The 23,393-nt window shown below is 54.8% G+C and carries 22 protein-coding genes and 1 riboswitch; of the genes, 19 read left to right on the forward strand and 3 right to left on the reverse strand.

Annotation, left to right across the window (positions count from 1 at the left end):
* The first annotated feature begins 16 nt into the window (after positions 1 to 16).
* The 16 genes from ACN0V1_RS17775 (at position 17) to ACN0V1_RS17850 (ending at position 15,768) form a co-directional block, all read left to right on the forward strand.
* Positions 17 to 571: a YceD family protein gene (locus ACN0V1_RS17775; RefSeq protein ID WP_291945410.1), complete on the forward strand. Its 555-nt coding sequence runs from the start codon at positions 17 to 19 to the stop codon at positions 569 to 571.
* A 103-nt stretch (positions 572 to 674) separates the two neighbouring features.
* Positions 675 to 854, forward strand: coding sequence for a 50S ribosomal protein L32 (gene rpmF / locus ACN0V1_RS17780; protein ID WP_417546275.1), 180 nt, complete (start codon positions 675 to 677; stop codon positions 852 to 854).
* 43 nt (positions 855 to 897) lie between these two features.
* Positions 898 to 1,899, forward strand: coding sequence for a phosphate acyltransferase PlsX (plsX, locus tag ACN0V1_RS17785; RefSeq protein ID WP_291945405.1), 1,002 nt, complete (start codon positions 898 to 900; stop codon positions 1,897 to 1,899).
* Positions 1,900 to 2,011: 112 nt separating this feature from the next.
* Positions 2,012 to 2,950, forward strand: coding sequence for an ACP S-malonyltransferase (fabD, locus tag ACN0V1_RS17790; RefSeq protein ID WP_417546276.1), 939 nt, complete (start codon positions 2,012 to 2,014; stop codon positions 2,948 to 2,950).
* A gap of 27 nt (positions 2,951 to 2,977) precedes the next feature.
* Positions 2,978 to 3,721: a 3-oxoacyl-ACP reductase FabG gene (fabG, locus tag ACN0V1_RS17795; protein WP_417546277.1), complete on the forward strand. Its 744-nt coding sequence runs from the start codon at positions 2,978 to 2,980 to the stop codon at positions 3,719 to 3,721.
* Positions 3,722 to 3,856: 135 nt separating this feature from the next.
* Complete coding sequence (gene acpP, locus ACN0V1_RS17800) at positions 3,857 to 4,090, forward strand: acyl carrier protein (RefSeq protein ID WP_012136033.1); 234 nt, start codon at positions 3,857 to 3,859, stop codon at positions 4,088 to 4,090.
* 140 nt (positions 4,091 to 4,230) lie between these two features.
* Positions 4,231 to 5,478, forward strand: a complete 1,248-nt coding sequence (fabF, locus tag ACN0V1_RS17805) for a beta-ketoacyl-ACP synthase II (protein ID WP_417546278.1) — start codon at positions 4,231 to 4,233, stop codon at positions 5,476 to 5,478.
* 6 nt (positions 5,479 to 5,484) lie between these two features.
* On the forward strand, positions 5,485 to 6,315 hold the full coding sequence (locus ACN0V1_RS17810) for an aminotransferase class IV (protein ID WP_417546279.1): 831 nt from the start codon (positions 5,485 to 5,487) through the stop codon (positions 6,313 to 6,315).
* Positions 6,316 to 6,320: 5 nt separating this feature from the next.
* Entirely contained in the window at positions 6,321 to 7,373 is a 1,053-nt protein-coding gene (gene mltG / locus ACN0V1_RS17815) for an endolytic transglycosylase MltG (RefSeq protein ID WP_417546280.1), read from the forward strand.
* Positions 7,370 to 8,005 (forward strand): dTMP kinase, encoded by a 636-nt coding sequence (gene tmk, locus ACN0V1_RS17820; RefSeq protein WP_417546281.1) that lies wholly within the window; start codon positions 7,370 to 7,372, stop codon positions 8,003 to 8,005. Before mltG ends, tmk begins: the two co-directional genes overlap by 4 nt.
* 38 nt (positions 8,006 to 8,043) lie before the next feature.
* The gene (locus ACN0V1_RS17825) at positions 8,044 to 8,823 is read left to right on the forward strand and encodes an AraC family transcriptional regulator (RefSeq protein ID WP_417546293.1); all 780 of its coding nucleotides are present in this window, start codon (positions 8,044 to 8,046) and stop codon (positions 8,821 to 8,823) included.
* Between the two features lie 340 nt (positions 8,824 to 9,163).
* The gene (gene putP, locus ACN0V1_RS17830) at positions 9,164 to 10,660 is read left to right on the forward strand and encodes a sodium/proline symporter PutP (RefSeq protein ID WP_417546282.1); all 1,497 of its coding nucleotides are present in this window, start codon (positions 9,164 to 9,166) and stop codon (positions 10,658 to 10,660) included.
* A gap of 164 nt (positions 10,661 to 10,824) precedes the next feature.
* The gene (locus ACN0V1_RS17835; RefSeq protein WP_417546283.1) at positions 10,825 to 11,832 is read left to right on the forward strand and encodes a TAXI family TRAP transporter solute-binding subunit; all 1,008 of its coding nucleotides are present in this window, start codon (positions 10,825 to 10,827) and stop codon (positions 11,830 to 11,832) included.
* A 2-nt stretch (positions 11,833 to 11,834) separates the two neighbouring features.
* Positions 11,835 to 14,009 carry a TRAP transporter permease gene (locus tag ACN0V1_RS17840; protein WP_417546284.1) on the forward strand — a complete coding sequence of 725 codons (2,175 nt, stop codon included), beginning with the start codon at positions 11,835 to 11,837 and terminating at the stop codon, positions 14,007 to 14,009.
* On the forward strand, positions 14,006 to 14,752 hold the full coding sequence (locus ACN0V1_RS17845) for a sulfite exporter TauE/SafE family protein (protein ID WP_417546285.1): 747 nt from the start codon (positions 14,006 to 14,008) through the stop codon (positions 14,750 to 14,752). Before ACN0V1_RS17840 ends, ACN0V1_RS17845 begins: the two co-directional genes overlap by 4 nt.
* Before the next feature lie 23 nt (positions 14,753 to 14,775).
* Positions 14,776 to 15,768 carry a zinc-dependent alcohol dehydrogenase family protein gene (locus ACN0V1_RS17850; protein WP_417546286.1) on the forward strand — a complete coding sequence of 331 codons (993 nt, stop codon included), beginning with the start codon at positions 14,776 to 14,778 and terminating at the stop codon, positions 15,766 to 15,768.
* A gap of 85 nt (positions 15,769 to 15,853) precedes the next feature.
* Here the strand turns inward: ACN0V1_RS17850 and acnB are convergent, their stop codons facing one another.
* The gene (acnB, locus tag ACN0V1_RS17855; protein ID WP_417546287.1) at positions 15,854 to 18,448 is read right to left on the reverse strand and encodes a bifunctional aconitate hydratase 2/2-methylisocitrate dehydratase; all 2,595 of its coding nucleotides are present in this window, start codon (positions 18,446 to 18,448) and stop codon (positions 15,854 to 15,856) included.
* Between the two features lie 215 nt (positions 18,449 to 18,663).
* On the opposite strand from acnB, the gene ACN0V1_RS17860 reads away from it, so the two are divergent.
* Positions 18,664 to 19,269: a tRNA-(ms[2]io[6]A)-hydroxylase gene (locus ACN0V1_RS17860; RefSeq protein ID WP_417546294.1), complete on the forward strand. Its 606-nt coding sequence runs from the start codon at positions 18,664 to 18,666 to the stop codon at positions 19,267 to 19,269.
* A 12-nt stretch (positions 19,270 to 19,281) separates the two neighbouring features.
* On the opposite strand, the gene ACN0V1_RS17865 is transcribed toward ACN0V1_RS17860, so the two are convergent.
* Positions 19,282 to 20,166 carry a LysR substrate-binding domain-containing protein gene (locus ACN0V1_RS17865; protein ID WP_417546295.1) on the reverse strand — a complete coding sequence of 295 codons (885 nt, stop codon included), beginning with the start codon at positions 20,164 to 20,166 and terminating at the stop codon, positions 19,282 to 19,284.
* Between the two features lie 138 nt (positions 20,167 to 20,304).
* Here ACN0V1_RS17865 and ACN0V1_RS17870 point away from each other — a divergent pair, with 138 nt between their 5' ends.
* Both ACN0V1_RS17870 and ACN0V1_RS17875 read left to right on the forward strand, forming a co-directional pair.
* Positions 20,305 to 21,075 (forward strand): ferredoxin--NADP reductase, encoded by a 771-nt coding sequence (locus ACN0V1_RS17870; RefSeq protein WP_417546288.1) that lies wholly within the window; start codon positions 20,305 to 20,307, stop codon positions 21,073 to 21,075.
* A 118-nt stretch (positions 21,076 to 21,193) separates the two neighbouring features.
* A complete protein-coding gene (locus tag ACN0V1_RS17875; protein WP_417546289.1) occupies positions 21,194 to 21,466 on the forward strand; it encodes a hypothetical protein in 273 nt (90 codons plus the stop codon).
* A gap of 277 nt (positions 21,467 to 21,743) precedes the next feature.
* On the opposite strand, the gene ACN0V1_RS17880 is transcribed toward ACN0V1_RS17875, so the two are convergent.
* Positions 21,744 to 23,183: a sodium:solute symporter family transporter gene (locus tag ACN0V1_RS17880; RefSeq protein ID WP_417546290.1), complete on the reverse strand. Its 1,440-nt coding sequence runs from the start codon at positions 23,181 to 23,183 to the stop codon at positions 21,744 to 21,746.
* Between the two features lie 101 nt (positions 23,184 to 23,284).
* Positions 23,285 to 23,393, reverse strand: a riboswitch (TPP riboswitch).

The raw sequence follows: 23,393 nt of genomic DNA on the forward strand, positions 1-23,393 counted from the left end.
CTAGAATTGCGCGCCTATGTCAAACGCGTCCAATGTAGAATTACCAAAAATCGTCGACCCTTACCGGTTGGCGGAGCATGACAGCGTGCTGGAGGGAGAAATTCCTCTCAGTGGTTTGTCTCGTTTCCGTGAAGCTGTTTTAGGGTTCGAAGATGGTGCCGTGTGTCGCGTGAAGTTGTCCTTTTATCAGGATGGCGAGCGTCGCCGCATCGTCTCTGGTGAGCTGGAGGCTCCGGTTAAACTGGAGTGTCAGCGTTGCATGGAGTCCATGGATTCTGTGCTGACCTCCCGGTTTGTACTCGGGCTGGTCACCAGCGATGCGCAGGCCGAGCGGTTGCCAAAGGATCTTGAGCCGTTTCAAACTGATGATTTCAGTGCGAATCTCTGGTCCATGGCGGAGGATGAGCTGTTGCTGGTTTTGCCTCCCTATCCGCTACATGACCGGAGTGAATGCCCGGCCAAAGAAGAACTGGAAGCTTACGAGCCAGGCAGTTCTTCGGCAGTATCAGAGGAAAAGTCGGGTGATAACCCGTTCAGCGTGCTGGCGGGCCTCGGAAAAACAAAGCATTAATGCGAGCGTGGGCATCTATATTGAAGCCGGCGCAATCAAATGAACACATGTTACGTGTAACGATATTCAAGTCAGTTTACGTTAACAGGTCAGGAGTATAACCATGGCTGTACAGAAGAACCGCAAGACCCGTTCCAAGCGTGGCATGCGCCGTGCCCACGATGCCCTGAGCCCTGCAGCTCTGAGCACTGATTCAACAACTGGTGAGGTTCATCGCCGCCACCACGTGTCTCCGGACGGGTTCTATCGTGGTAAGCAGGTAATTGAAGCCGGCGACGAGTAAGCTCTTTGCACAGTCGCGCCAACCTCAATCGAGTGGACGAACGGTGAAGCCGGTCACCATAGCGATTGACGCCATGAGTGGCGATCGGGGGCCTTCGGTGGTGGTCGCCGCAGCCCTCGAAGCGGTGCGCGAAAACAAAGCCTTGAGTTTCATTCTGGTGGGAATCCGGAGTGAGCTTGAGGCTTTTTTGCGTGATGGACATCCTCGAATTCACATTGCGGAGGCTGCGGACGTTGTTCGCATGAACGAACGCCCCTCTCATGCGTTGCGCCACAAGAAAAGCTCTTCCATGGCCATTGCTCTGGCCCTGGTTCGTGATGGGGAGGCTCAAGGTTGTGTCAGCGCGGGAAATACCGGAGCCCTTATGGCCTTTGGGCGCTCCATTATCCGTATGTATCCCGGCATAGAGCGACCCGCAATTGCCAAGCTGATTCCCTCTCTCCGAGGGAGGTGTCACGTTCTTGATCTTGGCGCCAATGTCGATTCCAGCGCGGAAAATCTTTACCAGTACGCTCTGATGGGATCACTCATGGCCTCGGCGATCTGCAGCCAGGGTGAGCCGCGAGTCGCGTTGCTGAATGTGGGTGAAGAAGAAATAAAGGGCAATGAGCAGGTGCGTCTGGCGTCCCACATGCTCGCACAGTGTGACTCCATTAATTATATCGGCTACGTGGAAGGCAGCGATCTGTTTCGGGATGTTGCCGATGTGGTAGTGTGCGACGGTTTTGTGGGCAACATAGCGCTGAAAACTGGCGAAGGTGTCGCAGGGCTACTTATTGAGCTCTTGGAGCAGGCGTTCACCCGCACGCTTTATGGTCGTTTTGTGGGCCTTCTTGCCCGCCCTATTATCGGGCGGCTCCTTCGCCTGATGGACCCTTCGCGTCACAATGGTGCCAGCTTGCTCGGGCTGCAGGGCGTGGTTATCAAAAGCCATGGCAATGCCAATGAGCGCGCCATGCTTGCTGCTATTCGCCAGGCTGTGCGTGAGGTTGAGCTGGAAGTGCCAAGACGCATCAATGAACGCCTTGACGACCTGATGCTCTGACCGCTCAAGGCAGGAGTCGCTTCGCATTTGTACGGCTTGCTCGCGCAAAATCCGTCCAGCTTGTACTATTGGCTAATCTCCTGAAACTTCCAATGACGATAAGATCCCGCTTATGAAATCAGCCTTTATATTTCCCGGACAGGGTTCCCAGTCAATTGGCATGCTTTCCGAGGCTGCTGTGACTTGGCCCATGATCAACAAAACCTTCGCCGAGGCCTCCAACGTGCTTGGTTACGACCTCTGGCATTTGTGTCAGAAAGGTCCGGCAGAAGAGCTTAATCAGACGATGGTCACTCAGCCGGCAATGCTGACCGCCAGTATCGCCCTATGGCGCCAGTGGTTGGTAACAGACGGCCCGAAGCCCGATTATCTGGCTGGGCACAGCCTGGGTGAGTACAGTGCGCTGGTTGCTGCTGAAAGCCTTGATTTCGTTGAAGCCGTAAAGCTTGTTCGCCTGCGTGGCGAGCTGATGCAGGAAGCCGTGCCCTCCGGAGAGGGGAAGATGGCTGCCATTCTTGGTCTTGAAGATGCTGACGTTGTGGCCGCCTGTGAAGAGGCTGCGAATGGTGACGTTGTTGCAGCGGTGAATTTCAACGCCCCTGGTCAGGTAGTGATTGCAGGGTCTGGTGCTGCTGTTGACCGCGCTATCGAGGCCTGCAAGGCAAAAGGTGCGCGTAAAGCCATGCTTCTGCCTGTCAGTGTTCCCTCCCACTGCGCCCTGATGAAAGGTGCTGCTGAGGAACTGGGTCAGGCGCTCGACGAAGTTCGCTTTAGCGATGCGCTCACTCCGGTTATACAGAATGTTAACGCTGCAGCGGAGACAGATTCGGCTACACTGAAAGCCAACCTTCTCAAACAGCTTTATTCGCCGGTATTATGGGCGGACTCAGTACGTGCTCTGGTTGGCCGCGACGTTACTGTTGCTGTCGAGTGTGGCACGGGTAAAGTACTTGCCGGGCTGGCCAAGCGGATCGATCGGGGACTTTCAGTTCACGGGATAGAAGATCCGCAGGCACTAAAAGCAGCCATTGCGGCATTTGAACCGTCTTGAAGACGTCTTGAAGAAAGGGAGTTGCGCATGTCTTTGGAAGGCAAAACAGCACTGGTAACCGGTGCGACCCGAGGAATCGGAAAAGCCATCGCGCTGGCCCTGGCAGAGCAGGGTGCAGAGGTTGTGGGTACCGCGACCAGTGCGGATGGTGCGGCAACCATCACGGACAGCCTTCAGGCCGCGGGCGTGAGCGGTTATGGCATTGTGATGAACGTGGCCGATCCTGAAAGCATCGAAGCGGGTCTGAAAGAGATAACGGAGAAATCCGGAGCGCCTCTGATTCTGGTCAATAACGCTGGCATAACCCGTGATAACCTGCTGATGCGCTTAAAAGATGATGATTGGGCTTCTGTGCTCGAAACCAACCTTTCAAGCGTGTACCGTACGAGCAAGGCTGTTTTGCGAGGTATGGCAAAGGCTCGGTGGGGTCGCGTTATAAACGTCAGCTCCGTGGTTGCCAGTATGGGCAATCCCGGTCAGGCGAACTATTGCGCTGCCAAGGCCGGTGTAGAGGGCTTTACTCGCAGCCTGGCCAAGGAAATGTCGAATCGGGGTATCACAGCGAACTGTGTTGCACCCGGGTTTATCGACACAGATATGACAAAAAAACTGGACGACAGACAGCGTGAAGCTATGCTGGGAATAATACCTGCGGGTCGTCTGGGGCAGCCGGAAGAAGTGGCGGCTCTGGTTGCTTTTCTGGCGTCGGATATTGCCGGCTATGTGACTGGAGAAACCATTCATGTAAACGGCGGAATGTACATGGGATAAGCCCCGGTTGCGGGGCTCGTGCGCAACCCCTTGTCGCACAACATGTTTAACCGGATCCCTGCTTGTTTGCAGGTAGGGTTTACACTAAACTGGCAGCACTTGAGTTGCTTGGTCGATACACAAAGTGAGGACATTATGAGTACAGTTGAAGAGCGCGTGAAGAAGATTGTTTGTGAACAGTTGGGCGTAAAAGAGTCCGAAGTTCAGAACTCATCTTCTTTTGTAGAGGATCTTGGCGCTGACTCACTGGACACCGTTGAGCTGGTCATGGCACTGGAAGAGGAATTTGAAACCGAGATTCCTGACGAAGAAGCCGAAAAGCTTGCCAGTGTTCAGGACGCGATCGACTACATCGTCGCGCATACCTGATACTCTGCATTTAAGTAAGCCAGGCAAAAAGCCGTCCTTGTCATTGCACGAGGGACGGCTTTTTTATTGCCTGAGAGTTACCCATGCTTCGGGTGCAGTCAGTAACAACGACATATGAAAAAGATCAGGTGAACGTGTTTATGAGTAAACGACGGGTTGTTATCACTGGTATGGGAATGTTGTCCCCTCTGGGAAACGATGTTGCGTCTTCCTGGGAGGGTGTCTGCGCGGGCCGCAGTGGAATCGGTATGATCGATCGCTTTGATGCATCCGAGTACAGCACCCGCATTGGTGGAGCGATCAAGGATCTGGACCTCGAGTCTTATCTTTCCCCGAAAGAGTCCAGAAAACTGGACGCGTTTATTCACTACGGTTTGATTGCGGCTCAGCAAGCGGTAGATGACAGCGGGCTCGCAGAATACGGCGAGCTGGACCGTGATCGCGCCGGTATCGCAATAGGCTCAGGCATTGGTGGGCTCGAGTATATTGAGAAAAGCGTGCTGACGATGGATAAGTCCGGCCCGCGCAAGGTGTCACCGTTCTTTGTCCCGGCCTCGGTGATTAACATGATCTCCGGCAATGCCGCGATTCGGTTTGGTTATCGAGGGCCAAATATTGCGATTGTTACGGCCTGCACGACAGGCACCCATAATATAGGTTATGCCGCCCGCACTATTGCCTATGGCGATGCGGATGTGATGCTTGCCGGTGGCTCCGAAATGGCGACAACGCGAACGGGTATTGCTGCGTTTGCATCAGCCCGTGCGCTTTCAACCCGCAATGACGAACCCGAGAAAGCCAGTCGCCCGTGGGATCGGGACAGGGACGGTTTTGTACTCAGCGACGGTGCCGGAGTTGTGGTGCTGGAAGAGCTGGAACACGCAATAAAGCGTGGTGCCACCATCTACGGTGAGTTGGTCGGCTTTGGCATGAGTGATGACGCCCATCACATAACAGCGCCGCCAGAAGATGGGGAGGGCGCTGCGCGCTCCATGATCAACGCGCTGCGTGACGCAGGCCTGCAGCCGGAAGAGGTTGATTATATCAATGCCCATGGAACCTCAACACAGGTAGGCGATGTAGCGGAGATTGCGGCGGCCAAGCGAGTCTTTGGCAGTCATGCGAGCCAGTTAGCCATGAGCAGTACAAAATCCATGACTGGGCACTTGCTGGGTGCTGCCGGTGCAGTTGAGGCCATCTTTTCGCTGCTGGCCATTCGCGACGGTGTGCTGCCTCCAACGATTAATCTGGATAATCCTGACGAAGGCTGCGATCTGGATCTTGTTCCGAACACCTGCCGCAAGTCTGATGTTCGCGTGGCCTTGTCTAACTCATTCGGCTTTGGTGGAACCAACGGCACCCTGATTGTGCGCCGCTACGAAGGCTGAGGCGCTATGTTCAATCTGTATTGGGCTGATGAAAGTGGTTTGCCGGCGGGTGACCGGGGTGTCGCTTACGGTGACGGCCTGTTCGAAACCATAAGGATGCACGGTGACCGTGGAGTCCTATTATCTCGCCACCTGGCTCGAATGGGTCGTGATGCTGGCAGGCTGGGCATTCCGGTTGCTCTTACAGATCTTCGCAAAGCCTGCACCGCGGCGGTAAGTCGTTACGCAGACCGTTTTGCCAATAAAGAGAATGATTGCGGCTGGGTGCTCAAGTTAACGCTCACCCGCGGAGAAGGTGGTCGTGGGTATCAGCCAGGCTCCGGAATCCGGCCCAACCTCTTGGTGTCTGCCAGTCCTATGGCTGCAGCGCCCTTCACCTCCGGTGTTGCCGCTGATGTCTCCCGCGTTCCGCTGACGGTGAACCCCCTTCTTGCAGGTATCAAGTCGCTCAACCGGCTGGAGCAGGTTATGGCGGCCCGAGAGATTACCGGCGAACTGTTTGAAGTGGTCATGTCTGACAGCGCCGGCAACCTGGTTGAGGGGACTCGCACCAACCTGTTGCTCCGAGTCCCCGGAGCCTGGGTAACGCCTCCGGCCAAAAGCCTTGCGGTTGCTGGTATATTGCGCCAGTGGATGCTGGAGAAGCTCAGGGCAAAAGGCGAAGTGGTCGAAGAACGTGCTGTGAGCTTAGGGGACGTGTTGGGGCCTCATTGCGAGGGTTTCTATCTATTGAACAGCGTTATCGGCGTTGTTCCCGTGCGCAGGTTTGCCGGGCAGGATTTGCCTGCCGATGATGGACTTGCGACAATCTTCAATCCTCTCGATCTGCTGGAATAATTCGTTTGTTCAAGAAACTTTTGATTGCAGGTATTTGTGCGGCCGCACTGGTGGGTGCAGGCACAGGTTTATGGGTCTGGCAAGGGCTGGGTTCACTTTCAAAGCCGGTTTTTATGGCCGAACCGGTGCTGTTTGATGTGCCTGGTGGCACTGCATTCAGTGAAGTCGCCAGGCAGTTGGAGACTCGCGAACTGGTTGAAAAGAGCTTGTGGGTGCGTGTTTACGGTCGCTTGTTTCCGGATCAGGCCAAAATCAAGGCCGGAGAGTATGAATTCACCGATGGAATGACTGCTGAAGCCATGCTCGGCATGATGGTGGTGGGCGATACCAAACACTGGTCTGTGCAGTTTATTGAAGGTTGGATGTTCAGCGACATGCGCGCAGCCCTTGCAGCATCAGAGCGTCTTGAGAAGCTTACCTCAGAGTGGACGGATGCCCAGATAATGGAGGCTGTTGGTGCACCGGGTGAACACCCTGAGGGGCGTTTCTTCCCGGATACCTATTTGTTCACCAGTAGCGAGTCAGACCTCGACCTGCTCCGGCGCTCGTTCCGGCGCATGGGAACGGTTCTTGCTGAGGAGTGGGAGAATCGTGACGAAGGCCTGCCATACGCCAGTGCCTATGAAGCGCTGATTATGGCATCCATTGTTGAGCGGGAAACCGGTGCCCCCCACGAGCGGGATCAGGTAGCCGGCGTGTTTGTGCGCCGGCTGCAAAAAGGTATGAGGTTACAAACAGACCCCACCGTGATTTATGGCATGGGAGACAAGTACAAGGGGCGCATAGGCAGCCGGGATCTGCGTACTCACACGCCGTATAACACCTACCGTATTAACGGGTTGCCGCCTACGCCTATTGCTTTGCCGGGCCGCGAGGCCATCCACGCATCCTTGCACCCGGGCTCTGGTAAAGCCTTGTACTTCGTAGCCCGGGGTGATGGCACCCATAAGTTTTCGAACACGCTGGCAGAGCACCAGAAGGCAGTCCGGGCGTTCCAACTGAATCGCCGGTCAGATTACCGTTCTTCACCTGCTCCCGACAAGGACGATAAAGAATGACTGTTCGTGGCCGGTTTATCACCTTCGAGGGAACCGAAGGCGTGGGGAAGTCCACCCAAATCGCCAATGCTGCCGAAGCTCTGAAAGCGCTGGGGGTCGATTGCATCGTAACCCGCGAGCCAGGGGGGACGCCCATGGCCGAAGCGATCCGTGAGTTGCTTCTGGCGCCACGGGACGAACCGGTGAACGATCTTACCGAGCTGCTCCTGATGTTTGCCGCTCGGGCGCAGCACCTGCACACGCTTATTCTTCCTGCGCTCGAGAAGGGACAGTGGGTACTTTGTGATCGCTTTACCGATGCGACCTTTGCCTATCAAGGTGGAGGGCGTGGTGTTCCGGGCGAGCGGATTGCGCTGCTGGAAAACCTGGTTCAAGGCGAGGTGCGCCCCGATCACGTGGTGTTACTGGACGCACCCGTCGAAACCGGGATGACTCGGGCGAGGCATCGGGGGCAGTTGGATCGCTTTGAGCAGGAAGCAGTGTCTTTTTTTCAGCGTATTCGCGATACCTATCTGGCTCGCGCTGCGGCTGCGCCCAATCGCTATAATATCGTCGACGCAGCCGCTCCGTTGGAGCAGGTAAGCGCCCGAGTCACCGATCTTATGTGCAAGTTCCAATCAGATCTGCTTTAATTGAGTTATATTCTCAATTAAAGGTTCCGGTTTTGTCTATGCTGGATGCGCGATTACTCAAGCTTCCAACAGCCTCTCACCAACATTGTCATGAGCATCACCAGATCGTGGTCGGCGTTCAAGGCGAGGCCGAGCTGAGTATTGATGGAACCGGCTCTCGCCTGGACACTTGGAAAGCCTGCTTGGTACCAACGGAGGCTCGTCACGATTACTGTGGTGATCTTCAGAATCACATGATGGTGATTAACCTCGATCCCTCAAGCCCCGCTATTTCTACGCCGAGTCACGCCGATTACGAGCGGATGGTGCGTGTGTTTGAAAAGCCACGCACCATCCATATGGATAGCCGCTTGCAAGGCTTGGTTCAGTTTGCTGCTGGCGAGTTCGATCGGTCGCCCGGGAACCTCGCGATGCACAGCCATCTGGCGTCAAGTATTCTTTATTGTATGGCCGATAGGATAGCTGATCGAACAGCAAGCACATCGAACCGGCACAGTCTCAGCCCGGACGCGATACAGCGCTATATAAAGGCGAACCTTCACCGGAAGATTACGGTACAGGATCTGGCCAGTGAAGCCTGCCTGAGTGTCAGCCGATTCCATGAAGTGTTTCGAGAGGTGGTTGGAACAACGCCGCACCAGTTCCTTTTGCAGGCTCGCCTCAATCAGGCCATAAATCTTCTGGCCTCGACACCCCTGTCGGTATCGGAAATCAGTTACCGGGTCGGCTTTTCCTCGCAGAGCGCTCTGACAAATGCCTTGCGCAAATATAGGGGAACTACTCCTGCGAGATTGCAACTTCGTGATAACGTTGCCTAATCTGGTCTGAATTAACCTTTGTTCCGTATAAGCTATGCAGAAGTCCCATAGAATTCTGCAAAAGAATCGTAGGATTTTGTAAGCCGGTAATACGTAGTAATACTAATCTAGTGCGTGTTGATTCTCATCCTGCTCGCTTGGTGCATCTTAATGGCTTGGCTATCGTTGCGGTCGCAAATTCGCGGCAGTTAACTATAGTTAAGCGCGAACGTGCGATTGTTGCGGTCAGGTTCGGAAAGGCTTTTAGTAAATAAGAAAAATGACACAGCAAGCTGGCACCCGTGTCAGCCCTGTGCTTTGAGATCGGATTGAGTCCGACTCATTAAACCGGAGGAATTCCATGGCTATTGGTGTTTGGATCAGTCTGATTGGTTATTTCGCACTCATGATCGCCATTGGCGTTTATGCGATGCGTACATCTACGTCTTCATCTGAAGATTACATGCTTGGCGGCAGGGGACTCAGCCCCAAGGTAGCGGCTTTGTCTGCGGGCGCTTCCGATATGAGTGGTTGGTTGCTTCTGGGTCTTCCGGGAGCGATGTATGTGTCGGGTCTGGCTTCGGCCTGGATCGGCGTTGGTCTGTTTGTGGGTGCGTTCATTAACTGGGTCCTTGTTGCGCCCAGGCTGCGTGCTCAAACCGTCCATTACGGTAATGCCCTGACTATTCCGGCCTTCCTGGCGAACCGTTTTCCCACCCAGGCCTTACCGCTGCGAACAGTATCGGCAATCGTTATTGTTGTGTTCTTCGCGGTTTATACGGCTTCAGGGCTGGTAGCCGGCGGCAAGCTGTTTGAAAGTGCATTCGCCGGAATTTTCAACTTCGGTGGTCTGAGTGATTACGGCGTGGGCATCGTCATAACCCTGGGCGTTGTGCTGGCCTACACGGTTGTTGGCGGGTTCCTGGCAGTGAGCATGACTGACTTTGTTCAGGGTTGCATCATGATGGTGGCGCTCGTCCTCATGCCGGCGGTTGTTCTGTTTGGCGAAGGCGGTGGTGGTTTCGCTCAGGCGACACAGACTTTGAACGAAATTGACCCGACGCTGCTCTCCTGGACAGAAGGGCTGACCTTCATAGGATGGCTCTCAGCCGTAACCTGGGGTCTGGGTTATTTTGGTCAACCGCACATCATCGTTCGCTTCATGGCAATTCGTTCAGTGAAAGAAGTTCCGGCGGCTCGAAACATTGGCATGTCCTGGATGGCTATTTCCCTGATCGGCGCGATTGGTCTGGGTGTTTTCGGCCGTGCCTACGCAGTGCGCAACGGCATTCAAGTTGACGATCCGGAAACCATCTTTATCATTCTTGCGGATTTGCTGTTTCATCCGCTGATCACTGGCTTTCTGTACGCAGCCCTGTTAGCCGCGGTAATGAGCACGATTTCCAGCCAGTTGCTGGTGTCCTCGTCGTCCCTGACAGAAGACTTTTACCGCTTGTTCCTGCGCAAGGAAGCAGGTGACCGCGAGTGCGTAAACGTTGGTCGTGTGTGCGTGGTGCTTGTTGGTCTTGTTGCCGCCGTCATCGCCTCAGATCCCACCTCACAAGTTCTGGCGCTGGTAGGTAATGCCTGGGCAGGCTTTGGTTCCGCGTTTGGTCCGCTGATCATTCTGTCTTTGATGTGGTCGCGTACGAACGGCGCCGGTGCACTGGCGGGCCTGATTGTTGGTGCCGTTACTGCAATGATATGGGTTTCCCTGGGTTGGAACGCTGAATTTATGGGCGGCCCTGGCGTCTATGAGATCATTCCAGGTTTCGTTGCCTCCTTCATTGCTATCGTGGTGGTGACCCTGGCCACTGCCGACGCCAGTGAGTATCAGGCCGTTAGCCATACCGAATAACTGAGCGTAAGGCGCTTAAAGCCAGAAAGGGCTCCTGCGGGAGCCCTTTTTTTGTCTGGATACCCAGTGTGATACTCAACTGGTAGATCCGAGGCAGGGCAGCTATCTTTACAAGGTTACACTTTCGGATATGAGCCGGAACAATGATAAAAAGGAGTCACTTCATGAGTCAGAAAAGAATGCTGAAATGCGCCTCGGGTCTGTTGGCGGCCGCTGTGGTCTCTCTTTCCAGCGGTGTCCAGGCGGAAGGCAATTACGTGATGGGCACTGCCACAACTGGGGGCACCTATTATCCCGTGGGTGTCGCTATTTCAACGCTGATCAAAGTAAAACTTGAGCCTTCTACCAATATATCCGTTTCAGCCATCAGCTCTGCCGGCTCTGGTGAGAATCTGAAGCTTATGGACGAAGACCAGATTCAGTTTGGCATTCTTCAGGGGCTTTATGGAGCTTATGCCTGGAATGGTTCAGGGCCGGTCCCCAAGGCCTACAAAAATCTACGTTCGGTTTCAATGCTGTGGCAGAACGTTGAGCATTTTGTGGTGACCAGGAAGGTCACGAAAACCGGCACGATCGAAGATATGAGCAACCTGTATGGCGAGAGCTTTTCCATCGGGGCCAGAAACTCAGGCACAGAAGGCTCCGGCCGCTTTATTCTTGGCAAGGTTGGCATCGACCTGGAAAAGGTAAACCTTGCATACCTGGGCTATGGTCCAAGTGCTGATGCTCTGCAGAACGGTAATATTGATGGTATGAACATACCGGCCGGCGTGCCTGCTGCTGCGGTAACAAGAGCCTACGCCAATATGGGTGACAAGGTCACCACGCTGAACTTCACCCCGGAGCAGATTGCTCGGGTGAACAGCGATTTCGAGCTCTGGACCGCTTACACCATTCCTGCGGGGACCTATCCGCAGCAGGCTGAGGATATCCACACCATTGCGCAGCCCAATATCCTGGCTGTGCGTGACGATGTCCCGGAGAACGATGTTTACGAGATCACCAAAACTATCTACGAAAACCTACCGTTCCTGAACAATATCCATCCGGCAACCAAAGCGATGGCGCTTGAGAAAGCGATTGCCGGCCTGCCAATGCCGCTTCATCCCGGAGCCGCGCGCTTCTATCAGGAGCAGGGTCTGAAAATTCCCGATCGATTGATTGCGGAGTAATGATGCGAGATAAAACAGAAAGCGAACCGGCTATTGCGGTTCGCGATGAGAGTGTCAGCGAGGCGAGCGAGCGTCTGGAGCACCGGCTGATTGGGCCGGTGGTCTTCTGGCTCGCCATCGTCACAGCACTCGTTCACCTCTATTTCAATACTATCTCTACCCTGTCGGAGCTGTGGAGTTCTGCTCTGCACTTCGGCCTTTTTGGCTTGATCTGCACACTTACGACCCCGATGTTCAAAGTACGCTCAACCGGCGGCCAACGGATTGTACTGGGCGTTGATGTGATGCTCGGGTTTACCGCGCTTGCCTGTGCTTTTTATCTGATCTTCTTTGAAGATGAGCTGTATCAGCGCGGATTCAACTTCGATACGAGTGACTGGATTGTCTCGATTGTGTCGGTAGTGTTGGTACTGGAGTTGGCCCGCCGCACAGTTGGCTGGTTTATTCCCGTGCTTTGTGTGGTTGCACTGACGTATGTGGCCTGGTGGGGCCAGTTTGTTGATGGCATTTTCAATTTCCCCGGCCTGTCATGGGAAACCGTTCTGTATCGCTCCTATATTGGCGGACAGGGAATGCTGGGATCCATTGCCCGGATTTCCTGGACCTACGTGTTCATGTTTATTCTGTTTGGCGCCTTCCTGGTCAAGTCCGGGGCAGGTGACTTCATTATCGAACTGGCGCGCTGTGCTGCAGGGCGGTTTGTAGGCGGTCCCGGGTTCGTGGCGGTGTTCGCCTCCGGCCTTATGGGGTCGGTCTCAGGCTCCAGCGTTGCCAATACGGTTTCTACCGGAGTCATTACCATACCGTTGATGCGCAAGGCGGGCTTTCCGGCACGTTTTGCCGCCGGTGTCGAAGCTGCGGCCTCAACCGGGGGCCAATTGATGCCACCGGTGATGGGGGCAGGCGCGTTTATCATGGCCTCCTATACCCAGGTTTCCTACCTCACCATCATTGGCGTGGCAACGCTGCCGGCCCTCCTTTATTTTATCTCGGTCGCCATGTTTGTACGCATTGAGGCCAAGCGCAGCCATGCCGTCAAACTGGAAGACGAGGCGGCGCCCTCCCTCAAACAAGTGCTTAAAGGCGGCTGGCATTTCCTGTTGCCTCTTGTCGTTCTGGTCGCTGCGCTTGTCTATGGGTACACGCCAACGTATGCGGCGGGTATTGCGATTCTGTCTGTGGTTGTGGCGTCCTGGCTCTCGAAGAATCCGATGGGTTTTCGGGATATTCTCGATGCGCTTGCGATGGGGACACGAAACATCACAACCACGGCGATTCTGTTGATTACCGTTGGTCTCATTGTGATGGTTGTATCCACCACCGGTATCGGCAACACCTTCTCACTGATGATTACCGACTGGGCCGGCGGGAGCTTGCTGATAACGATTTTGCTCGTCGCGTTGGCATCCCTGATTCTCGGTATGGGGTTGCCGGTAACGGCCGCCTATATCGTACTTGCCACACTCTCTGCCCCTGCGATATACAATTTGATTGCGCAAAGTCAGTTGGTTGAACTGATGGTTAACGGCAACCTGCCAGAACAGGCCAAAGCCATCTTCATGCTTGCCGCGCCTGACAAACTGTCGTTGCTCAACGGGCCCATGGATGCGGCAACCGCTCAGCAGATGCTCTCTCTGGTGCCGGATACCTTCAGCAGTCAACTCCTGGAGCAGGCATTATCACCTGCATCGCTTTCCATGTTGCTGGTGGCAGCGCACATGGTTATCTTCTGGCTATCCCAGGATTCGAACGTCACCCCTCCCGTTTGTCTGACTGCTTTCGCTGCAGCCGCTATTGCGGGCACACCGCAAATGCGCACCGGATTTACAGCCTGGAAGCTCGCCAAGGGTCTTTATATAGTGCCGCTTCTGTTCGCATATTCGCCCTTGATAACCGGAGATTTCACGGAAATGATCCGTGTATTCTGCTTTGCCCTGTTCGGCATTTACGCCATCATCGCGGGCCTTGAAGGCTATCTCGAACATAAGCTTAATTTTTTGGTGCGTGCGCTGATGTTTCCGCTCGGCGCACTGATGCTCTGGCCCCACGGGCAGATACTGGTAGACGGAGCCGGGCTGATAATTTTCGTCGCTGTTCTGGTATGGAGCAGTCGTTGTGGAAAGCGTCAGGGTGGCGACCATCCGGGTAGCAAGCCGGGCACTTCGAGCGTTGCATGACAGCAATTGAGATAACAGGATTGCTGGCGCTGGGCGGTATTGCCGGATTTATCAACGTACTCTCGGCAGGCGGTTCGATGCTGACCCTGCCTCTTTTGATGTTTCTGGGGTTGCCGCCACAGGTTGCGAACGGCACAAACCGGGTTGCGATTATTCTACAGAGCACAACCGCTGTAGCGAGTTTCAGGCGCCTTGGCCATGGCAACCTTCGGGTCAGCATTCATCTGGCGGTGCCAGCGGTTCTTGGGTCGCTACTGGGGGCCTGGGTAGCGACCTGGGTGGCAGATGCAGTATTCGAGTTGGTGCTGATCATCGCCATGATCGGCGCCTCGGTGTTTATGCTGTTGCCCCAGCCCAAACTGGACACCAACCCGCTTACGTCGGACCGGCTTGGGCCGGTGATCTATATCGCCATGTTTATGATCGGCGTGTATGGCGGTTTTATTCAGGTAGGCGTAGGCGCGCTTTTTATTGTGGTTTTGTACCGCATGCTGCGCATTGATCTGCGCCAGGTTAACGTGTTCAAAGTCTCGATTATCCTGTTGTACACCTTGCCGGCGTTGCTGATTTTTGCCCTGAACGGGCAGGTGCGCTGGGGTATGGGGCTGATTCTCGCGGTCGGTAATATCACGGGCGCATTTGTTGCGGTGAAAGTGAATCTGAGTGAGAAGGGCGCGCAGTGGGTTAAGTGGATTACCCTGGTTATGGCAGGTGCGATACTGATCCGGCTTATGGTCTATTAATCGGAACGTGGAGAGAAGCTGCAATGAAAGCAATGGTTATTGAGGCGTTTGGTGGCCCCGATGTCTTCGTGGAGCGGGAAGTAAAGACTCCGGAGCCGGCTGCCGGGCAGGTACGTATCAAAGTCGTGGCGTCCAGCGTTAATCCGATTGAAACCAAAATTCGCTCAGGTCTGGTCAAAGCCGGGCCTGCTATGCCTGCTATCCTGAACGGGGATGTAGCGGGCATTGTGGACAAGGTGGGTGCGGGCGTTACGTCGTTTTCCAAGGGCGACGAGGTATTCGGATGCGCGGGTGGCACCAAAGGCTGGCCGGGGGCGCTGGCAGACTTCATGATCGCAGATGCCCGTCTATTGGCGAAGCGTACATCGTCGATGACCCTTCCTTTGGCTGAGTGTGCGGCGCTGCCTCTGGTATTTCTTACGGCATGGTCGGCTCTTGTGGAGCGGGCCAATATTCAGGCCGGTGAGCATGTACTGATTCACGCAGGTACCGGGGGTGTAGGCCATGCCGCAATTCAGATCGCAAAACATCTGGGCGCTCGGGTAGCAACTACGGTGTCCACGCCGGAAAAAGCCGAGCTCGCTGGGCGATCAGGCGCAGACGATATTATTTTCTATCGCGACGAGTCGGTTGAAGCCTACAAGGAACGACTGACTGCCGGGAAGGGCTTCAGCCTGGTATTCGATACGGTAGGAAGAGAGAATCTGGATCGATCCATTGAGGCAACAGCGATCTCCGGGCGGCTGTGTTCCATCAACACCCGTTCAACCCATGACCTTAGCCTGATGCATGCAAAAGGACTGACTCTTCATGTGATTTTTCGCTCGATCCCGTTGCTTCATGGCATCGGCATGGAAGACCAGCCGCGTCTGGTGTCGGCAATGTGTGAGATGCTGGAGCAGGGCGCCATTCGGCCATTGCTGGATCCCAGGCGTTTCTCCTTTGCGCGCGTTGCCGATGCTCATCGACATCTTGAGTCCGGTCTCGCCGTTGGTAAAATTCTTTTGGAGCGTTAGCAACCGCAGAACTGACGTACAGCCATAAAAAACGCCAACCCGGAGGTTGGCGTTTTTTATGGAACTAAACCGGTAAGGTCAGAACTTAAGCAATATTCGCTTCAGCTGCCTTGCTGGTGTAGCTGTCCATCCGGTCAAAGTTGAGATACTTGTAGATCTCTTTTGACATGCTATCCAGATCTTTGGCGTATTCCATGTATTCTGCCGGAGTTGGCAGTTTACCCAGAATTGCACCCACCGATGCGAGTTCCGCAGAGGTCAGGTACACGTTTGCACCATCGCCCAGACGGTTCGGGAAGTTACGGGTAGACGTGGATAGCACGGTGCTCTTTGCAGCAACGCGTGCCTGGTTACCCATACACAGTGAGCAGCCCGGCATTTCGGTGCGTACACCAGCGGTACCGTAGATATTGTAATAGCCTTCTTCCATCAGCTGCGATTCGTCCATCTTGGTTGGCGGCGCCATCCACAGACGGGTTTTCAGCGGTGCCTTGTTCTGCTCCAGCAGCTTACCAGCCGCACGGAAGTGACCGATGTTGGTCATGCAGGAACCGATGAACACTTCGTCTACCTTGTCGCCAGCCACTTCAGACAGGAAACGGGCATCGTCAGGATCGTTCGGGCAGCAGACGATCGGCTCTTTGATGTCAGCCAGATCGATCTCAATCACGTGCGCGTACTCTGCGTCTTTGTCAGCACGCATCAGGCTCGGGTTTGCCAGCCACTCTTCCATACTCTGAGCACGACGCTCAAGAGTACGAGGATCGCCGTAACCTTCTGCAATCATCCAGCGCAGCATGGTGATGTTGGATCGCAGGTACTCTGCAACAGACTCTTCAGACAGGTTGATGGTACAGCCCGCTGCGGAGCGCTCGGCAGAAGCGTCAGACAGCTCGAACGCTTGCTCAACAGTCAGCTGTTCCAGGCCTTCAATTTCCAGGATGCGGCCTGAGAACTCGTTGATCTTGCCTTTCTTCTCAACGTTCAGTATGCCGTTTTTGATGCCGTACAGCGGGATGGCATGAACCAGATCACGCAGGGTGATACCTGGCTGCATCTCGCCTTTAAAGCGCACCAGAACCGATTCTGGCATGTCCAATGGCATAACGCCGGTGGCAGCTGCGAACGCAACCAGGCCAGAGCCAGCCGGGAAGGAAATACCCATCGGGAAACGGGTGTGGGAGTCACCACCGGTACCGACAGTGTCTGGCAGAAGCATGCGGTTCAGCCAGGAGTGGATGATGCCGTCACCCGGACGCAGGGCAACACCGCCACGAGTCTGGATAAAATCGGGCATGGTGTGCTGCATTTCAACGTCAATCGGCTTGGGGTAAGCCGCGGTGTGACAGAACGACTGCATCACCAGGTCCGCCTGGAAGCCCAGGCATGCCAGATCTTTCAGCTCGTCGCGTGTCATCGGGCCGGTGGTGTCCTGGGAGCCGACGGTGGTCATGTGTGGCTCGCAGTATGTGCCTGGACGAACGCCTTGACCTTCTTCCAGACCACAGGCTTTACCGACCATTTTTTGGCCCAGGGTGAAGCCCTTGGTGCCGGCTTCCGGGTCATTCGGCAGACGGAACATATCCGTGGCACCTAAATTCAGCGCGGCACGGGCCTTGGCGGTCAGGCCACGACCGATGATCAGGGGGATACGGCCGCCGGCCTGAACTTCGTCCAGGATAACGTCAGACTTGAATTCGAACTCGGAGATGGTTTCACCCGCTTCGTTCAGAATTTTGCCTTCATACGGGCGAATTTCAATGACATCGCCCATGTTCATGTTGTCGACAGGCGCTTCGAATACCAGGGCGCCGGCATCTTCCATGGTGTTGAAGAAGATAGGAGCAACCTTGCTACCGATACAGACACCACCGGCACGCTTGTTCGGTACGCCCGGGATATCGTCACCGAAGAACCACAAAACAGAGTTAGTGGCAGACTTACGGGAAGAGCCGGTACCCACCACGTCGCCAACGAAGGCAACGGGCAGACCTTTGGCCTTGATTTCGTCAATCTGGCTCATGGGGCCAGTTACGCCAGGCTCTTCCGGCTTCAGGCCGTCACGTTCCATTTTGTAGGCAGCCCGCGCGTGCAGCGGGATATCCGGACGGGACCAGGCGTCTGGCGCCGGGGACAGGTCGTCGGTGTTGGTTTCGCCGGTTACCTTGAAAACAACCATCTTGGTGCTTTCGGGAACCTTGTTCTTTTTGGTGAACCATTCACCGTTGGCCCAGGATTCAACAACGGATTTGGCAATGGCGTTGCCAGCGTCCATTTTATCTTTCACATCGTTGAAGGCGTCGAACATCAACAGGGTGCGCTTGAGCTGCTCACCGGCCAGCTCAGCCAGTTCGCTGTCATCCAGCAGATCAACCAGAGTTTCGATGTTGTAGCCGCCCTGCATCATGCCCAGCAGCTGTACAGCTTTTTGCTTGTTAAGCAGCGGCGATTTCGCCTCACCTTTAACGATAGCGGTCAGGAACGCAGCTTTCACGTAGGCGGCTTCATCCACGCCCGGCGGGATACGGTTTTCCAGCAGGTCAACCAGCGTTTCCTCTTCGCCGGCTGGCGGGTTCTTCAGCAGCTCAACCAGAGCAGCAGCCTGTTCAGCGTTCAGTGGCTGGGGCGGAATACTCAGAGCCGCACGTTCTGCAACGTGTTTACGGTAGGCTTCTAACACGATATGGACCCTCATCAGTTGGTATGCCCCGCGCTCTGGCAATGTGCCTGGCGGGAGTATTATGGTGGAAAGACCTTAAGTTGGCGCAGTAGTCTATAGGAAACCCCTTATAAAGTTAAGTTGGACAGAGGTCGGAGAAGTCTGTTAGCTGCGTTATAATCCCGGCTCCATTTCGATTGACGTTGCTGCTCATCATGAACCACAAAACAGGCCGGATGGCTCAGGCCCTGCAAGAGATTCACGATTTCCTGCCGTGTGCTACGCCGCAGCAGTGGATTGATAATGCACTGGCCAATCAGGATTTGATGCTGATAGATCACGCCCACTGCGAGAAAAAAGCGGCGTCTACCGCGCTCAGCCTGATGTACCGCTATGTAGATAACTCCGATCTGCTTAACAAGATGTCTCGCCTGGCCCGGGAGGAGCTGCGCCATTTCGAGCAGGTACTCGCTATTATCGACAAGCGCGGTGTGTCTTATTGTCATTTGACCCCTGCGCGCTACGCCGCAGGCCTGCGGGCGGGCGTGCGCACTGATGATCCGGGCCGCCTGGTGGACGTTATGGTAGTGGGAGCCATCATTGAGGCTCGCTCATGTGAACGGTTCGCCGCATTGACTCCGTTTCTCGATGAGGAGCTGGCGGAGTTCTACAGCAGCTTGCTGAAGTCTGAGGCCCGCCATTACCGTGACTATCTTGCTCTGGCTGAGCAGGCCAACGGGGGGCCTGTGGATGAGAGGGTTGCGGAGTTCATAGCTACTGAAAAGCAGCTGATTCTGGAACCGGATAGTGAGTTCCGGTTTCACAGTGGGCCAGTTGCATAGTGCGCACCCGGCTCAGGTAAGGGCGCGGCACAGACCTATCCAAGTGTCTATTCCTGCGCTTCGATATTTTTGTTTGTGCAAAATAAAATAGAACTGTCGCTCGAAATTTCGATGTTCGGGGGGCTCAAGGCGAATCAGACTGCCACGGTTGAAGGCGTCGGCGAGTGCCACTTCTGACAGGCACCCGATGCCCAAGCCCGTTTCTACGGCCCGTTTGATCGCTTCCGTATGCTCTAGCTCCAATAATACGTTCAAATCCGGGAGTAAGCCTTGCATGCCGCGATCAAAGCTTTGCCTGGTGCCAGAGCCCTCTTCCCTCATGATCCAGGTAGCGTTCCGAAGATCTGCGTCTGACAGTTTTTTCTTGGCTGCCAGTGGGTGTGTGGGTGAACAGAAGATAACCAGCTGATCGCCGCGCCAAGGCAAGACATCCAGTTCCGAAGGTTGCAGTTCGCCTTCAATGAGGCCGATATCGAGTTCGAAATCTTTGACTCTGCGTGCGATGGTGCTGGTGTTGGCCACTTCCAGTGATACTCGAGGCTTGGTAGGGGTATTCATGTATTGGGCCATTACGCCAACCGCTAGATAGTTGCCTATAGTTAAGGTGGCTCCAACTTTTAGAGCGCCTACTTCAGAGTGTTTGCTAAAGGCCTGCTCCAGCTCTGTTGCTTGGGCGAGTACGGCTTCTACTTTTGGGCGATAAAGACGCCCAAGCTCATTCAGTTGCAAGCGCTTGCCAACACGATCGAATAATTGAATGTTGAATTGGTTTTCCAGTTCCTTGAGAGCGCTGCTTGCGGCAGACTGAGACATAGCAAGCGATTCTGCAGCGCGAGTAATGTTTTGGAAGCGTGCGGCCGCTAAAAAGACTTCAAGTTGTCTGAAACTGTACTTCATAACAAAACGCTCTAAATCGACGCATCCGAATAAGGTTATGGGAATATACCATTTCATCGATAGGTTAGTGGTGCGGTAGACTCTAGGCAATTCATATTTTAAACGTTCGCCGCCGAATCGGACAGGTAAGAGGTTTACATGAGTAACTTGATTAAAGAAACCGTCACCAGCGTACATCACTGGAACGATACCCTGTTTAGTTTCAAGACCAGCCGTGATCCAGGGTTTCGGTTCAAGAATGGCCATTTCGTGATGATTGGTCTGGAAACTGAAGGCAAGCCTTTAATGCGTGCCTACAGCATTGCCAGTGCAAATTACGAAGAGGAGTTGGAGTTCTTTTCTATCAAGGTACAGAATGGCCCTCTTACTTCCCGGTTGCAAAAAATTCAGGTGGGCGATGAGATTTTGGTGAGTCGAAAGCCTACCGGAACCCTTATTTTGGATAACCTTCTGCCGGGCAAAAAACTGTGGCTGATTAGCACGGGTACTGGGCTTGCGCCATTTATGAGCATCATCAAAGATCCCGAGGTTTATGAGGCGTTTGATAAGGTGATTTTGACTCACGGCGTACGCTACGCATCAGAACTGGCGTATCAGCAAGAGATTGAAGAACTGCCGGAAAACGAGTTCTTTGGTGAGATGGTTAAAGGTAAGCTTGAATACTACCCCACGGTCACCCGCGAGCCTTTCCGTAATGAAGGTCGGCTTACAGTGGCAATGGAAAGTGGAAAAATAACCAGAGATATGGGCCTTTCAGATTTTGACCTGGAAAATGACCGCTTCATGGTCTGCGGCAGCCCGAGCATGCTCAAGGATACCTGTGCAATACTTGATAACATGGGCTTCAAAGAGGCCCGGGGTGGCGACATGGGGCATTACGTGATTGAGCGGGCCTTTGTTGAGAAGTAGCTTGGGTTTCAAAATTGAGCGCAAGTAGACTGACCTTGATCCGACGCTGGCCGCTTTGACGAGATTTGTCTCTACGATCAGGAGAACCACTTCTACCCAGCCCCGTGATCAATCGCGAATGGACGAATTGGCGAGCAGCCTTAGCCACGGTTTAAAGCTGCTCGCATTGTTGGCCGGCACCTTGTTTTTGATCATCAATGCGTTGAAGGCTGGGGCCTCGGGTTTCTTTGTCGGCAGCGTGATTTTCGCCGCAACTGCCATACTGCTTTATTTTTTCCCTACGGTGTACCACCCATTAACGCCGGGCAAAGCCAAAAAACTTTTTTTCGGATTATCGACCGGTCCGCAATACTCCTGCGCATCGTTGGCACCTACACGACCTTTACCTTAGGAGTGCTTAAAGGCGCATTGGGTTGGACGCTGTTTGGCCTTACCCGGGGCCTGCGACTATCGGCGTGGTGCTGAACGCTTTTCAGTGGATATCTCCTCCGTTTACCTCTACAGGCCTTTAATTGTTGATGGGCTGGCTGGTGGTTATTGCAGCTGATCCACTAATAACCACCAGCCAGGCCTGCTGTGGTTGCTTTCGGGCGGCTTGTCGTACACCTTGGGCGTGGTTTTCCTTGCAATCGATTCGAAGCTGAAATTCGGCCATTTTGCCTGACCTTTTACCCCTCCAAATTCCGCACCCGCTGCGCCAGTATGGAAAAATCAAACAGCTTTTCTTTGGGTAGAAGCAGTAGTAGCAAAGACACCGCAATGGGCACCAGCGATGCCAACAGGAAGGATTCCAGCAAATAGTTAGTGGGTGCGCCCGGTGCCGGGAACACCAGCAGCCCGGCAACCAGGCCGGCAAAGGTGCTGAGTGCGGCATTATAGCTTTGGTAGCGGGCGTTGTAGAAACCAAAAAACACCGGGAAAGCAGCGGCGCAGCAGAGTAGGTCGGCCAGTAGGAACAGATAAAGCACGCTGTAACCTTGGGCAGCAACGAACAGCACCGGCACCGACAGCAACACAATCAGCCAGCGCGACAGTGACAGCAGGCTATGGTTGCTCAGCTTTGGTAGCAGCCGGCGCAAATCCACTACCATGATGCTTGATAACCCACTGATGGTGGAGTCGGCGCTGCTCATAATCAGCGCCAGGCCGAACGGCAGCAGGCCAATGGCAAACCACAGTGGCACGTCTGCCAATAGCACGCTAAACAGGGCCACCGAACCATCGCCGGGCAAACCCAGCCCCACAAAAGCCAGCCCGAACAAACCCATGGTGAAAATAATGGGGAAGCTGAGCAGGCCGCTGATAATAAATCCGTTGCGAATTACCTTGTTATCGCGCGCGGCAAAAATACGTTGCCAGGTTCCCTGATAAAACAGCCCGGTCAGCACCACGGCGATAAAGAAAGTGAGGCCGGATTTCAGACCGTTGATGTCGAACGGCTCCAGCAGGTGGGGCGCTTTTGCCTGCAATCCCTGCAGTGCCGGGGCCAGACCACCGGTAGCTTGCCAGCCGAAGGCGATCAGCAGAACCAGAAAGGGCAGAATGACGAGCATCTGTACCCGGTCGGTAAAGATGGTGACCCGCAGGCCGCCGTAAAGGGTGTACAGCAGGGTGGCCGCCATCACGATGGTGGCGGTTAGCCACAGGGGAACCGGCGCCAGCAGGGACACCATTTTAGCGATAGCGGTCAGGCCCGCTGTCAGGCTGATAAACAAATAGAAAATCATGATCACCAGCACGAAACCGTACATCACCCGGCCATAGCGGCCGAGCACAAATTCGGTAAGGGTGTGGCCTTCGGGCATCAGTGTGCGAATGCGATGGCCCAGGGGAATCATGATGAGCCGCGGCGCCAGTGCGCCCAGAGCGTAGCCGGTAACCGCACCAATGCCGCCCCAAGTGGCCGCTTGTGCCGGGCCGAACAGAATCCAGGTGCCCATGGTGGTGGCCAGCAATGTTAACAGAGTGGCGGAGCTGTTCTGGCTGTTACGAGCGACCAGAAAGTCGTCCAGTTTGTCCTGCTTGTGGCGGGCGTAACTCAGACCGGGTATGGCGAACAGCGCCGCGAATAAAACCAGCCACACAAGGGCGGTAGAGAAGCTTAACATCGGTTGTCTTCCTTGCCGGGGCAGACGGCGGGTAGCAGAGTCGCCAAAGATGGTGTACCACCGGGACAGCCGCGAAAAAGGAAGGAGCATATAGGCACGCGTAAAGCAGGCGTTTCCTTCCCTTCGCCGGCACTACCCGGATCAGGTTCGAAGGGTTACCGCACAGCATGCGGAGTCTCAGCCGGTACGCCGGCCCCCCCAGGAGTGTCT

The sequence above is a fragment of the Marinobacter sp. genome (assembly GCF_048266785.1).
Lineage (GTDB): Bacteria > Pseudomonadota > Gammaproteobacteria > Pseudomonadales > Oleiphilaceae > Marinobacter.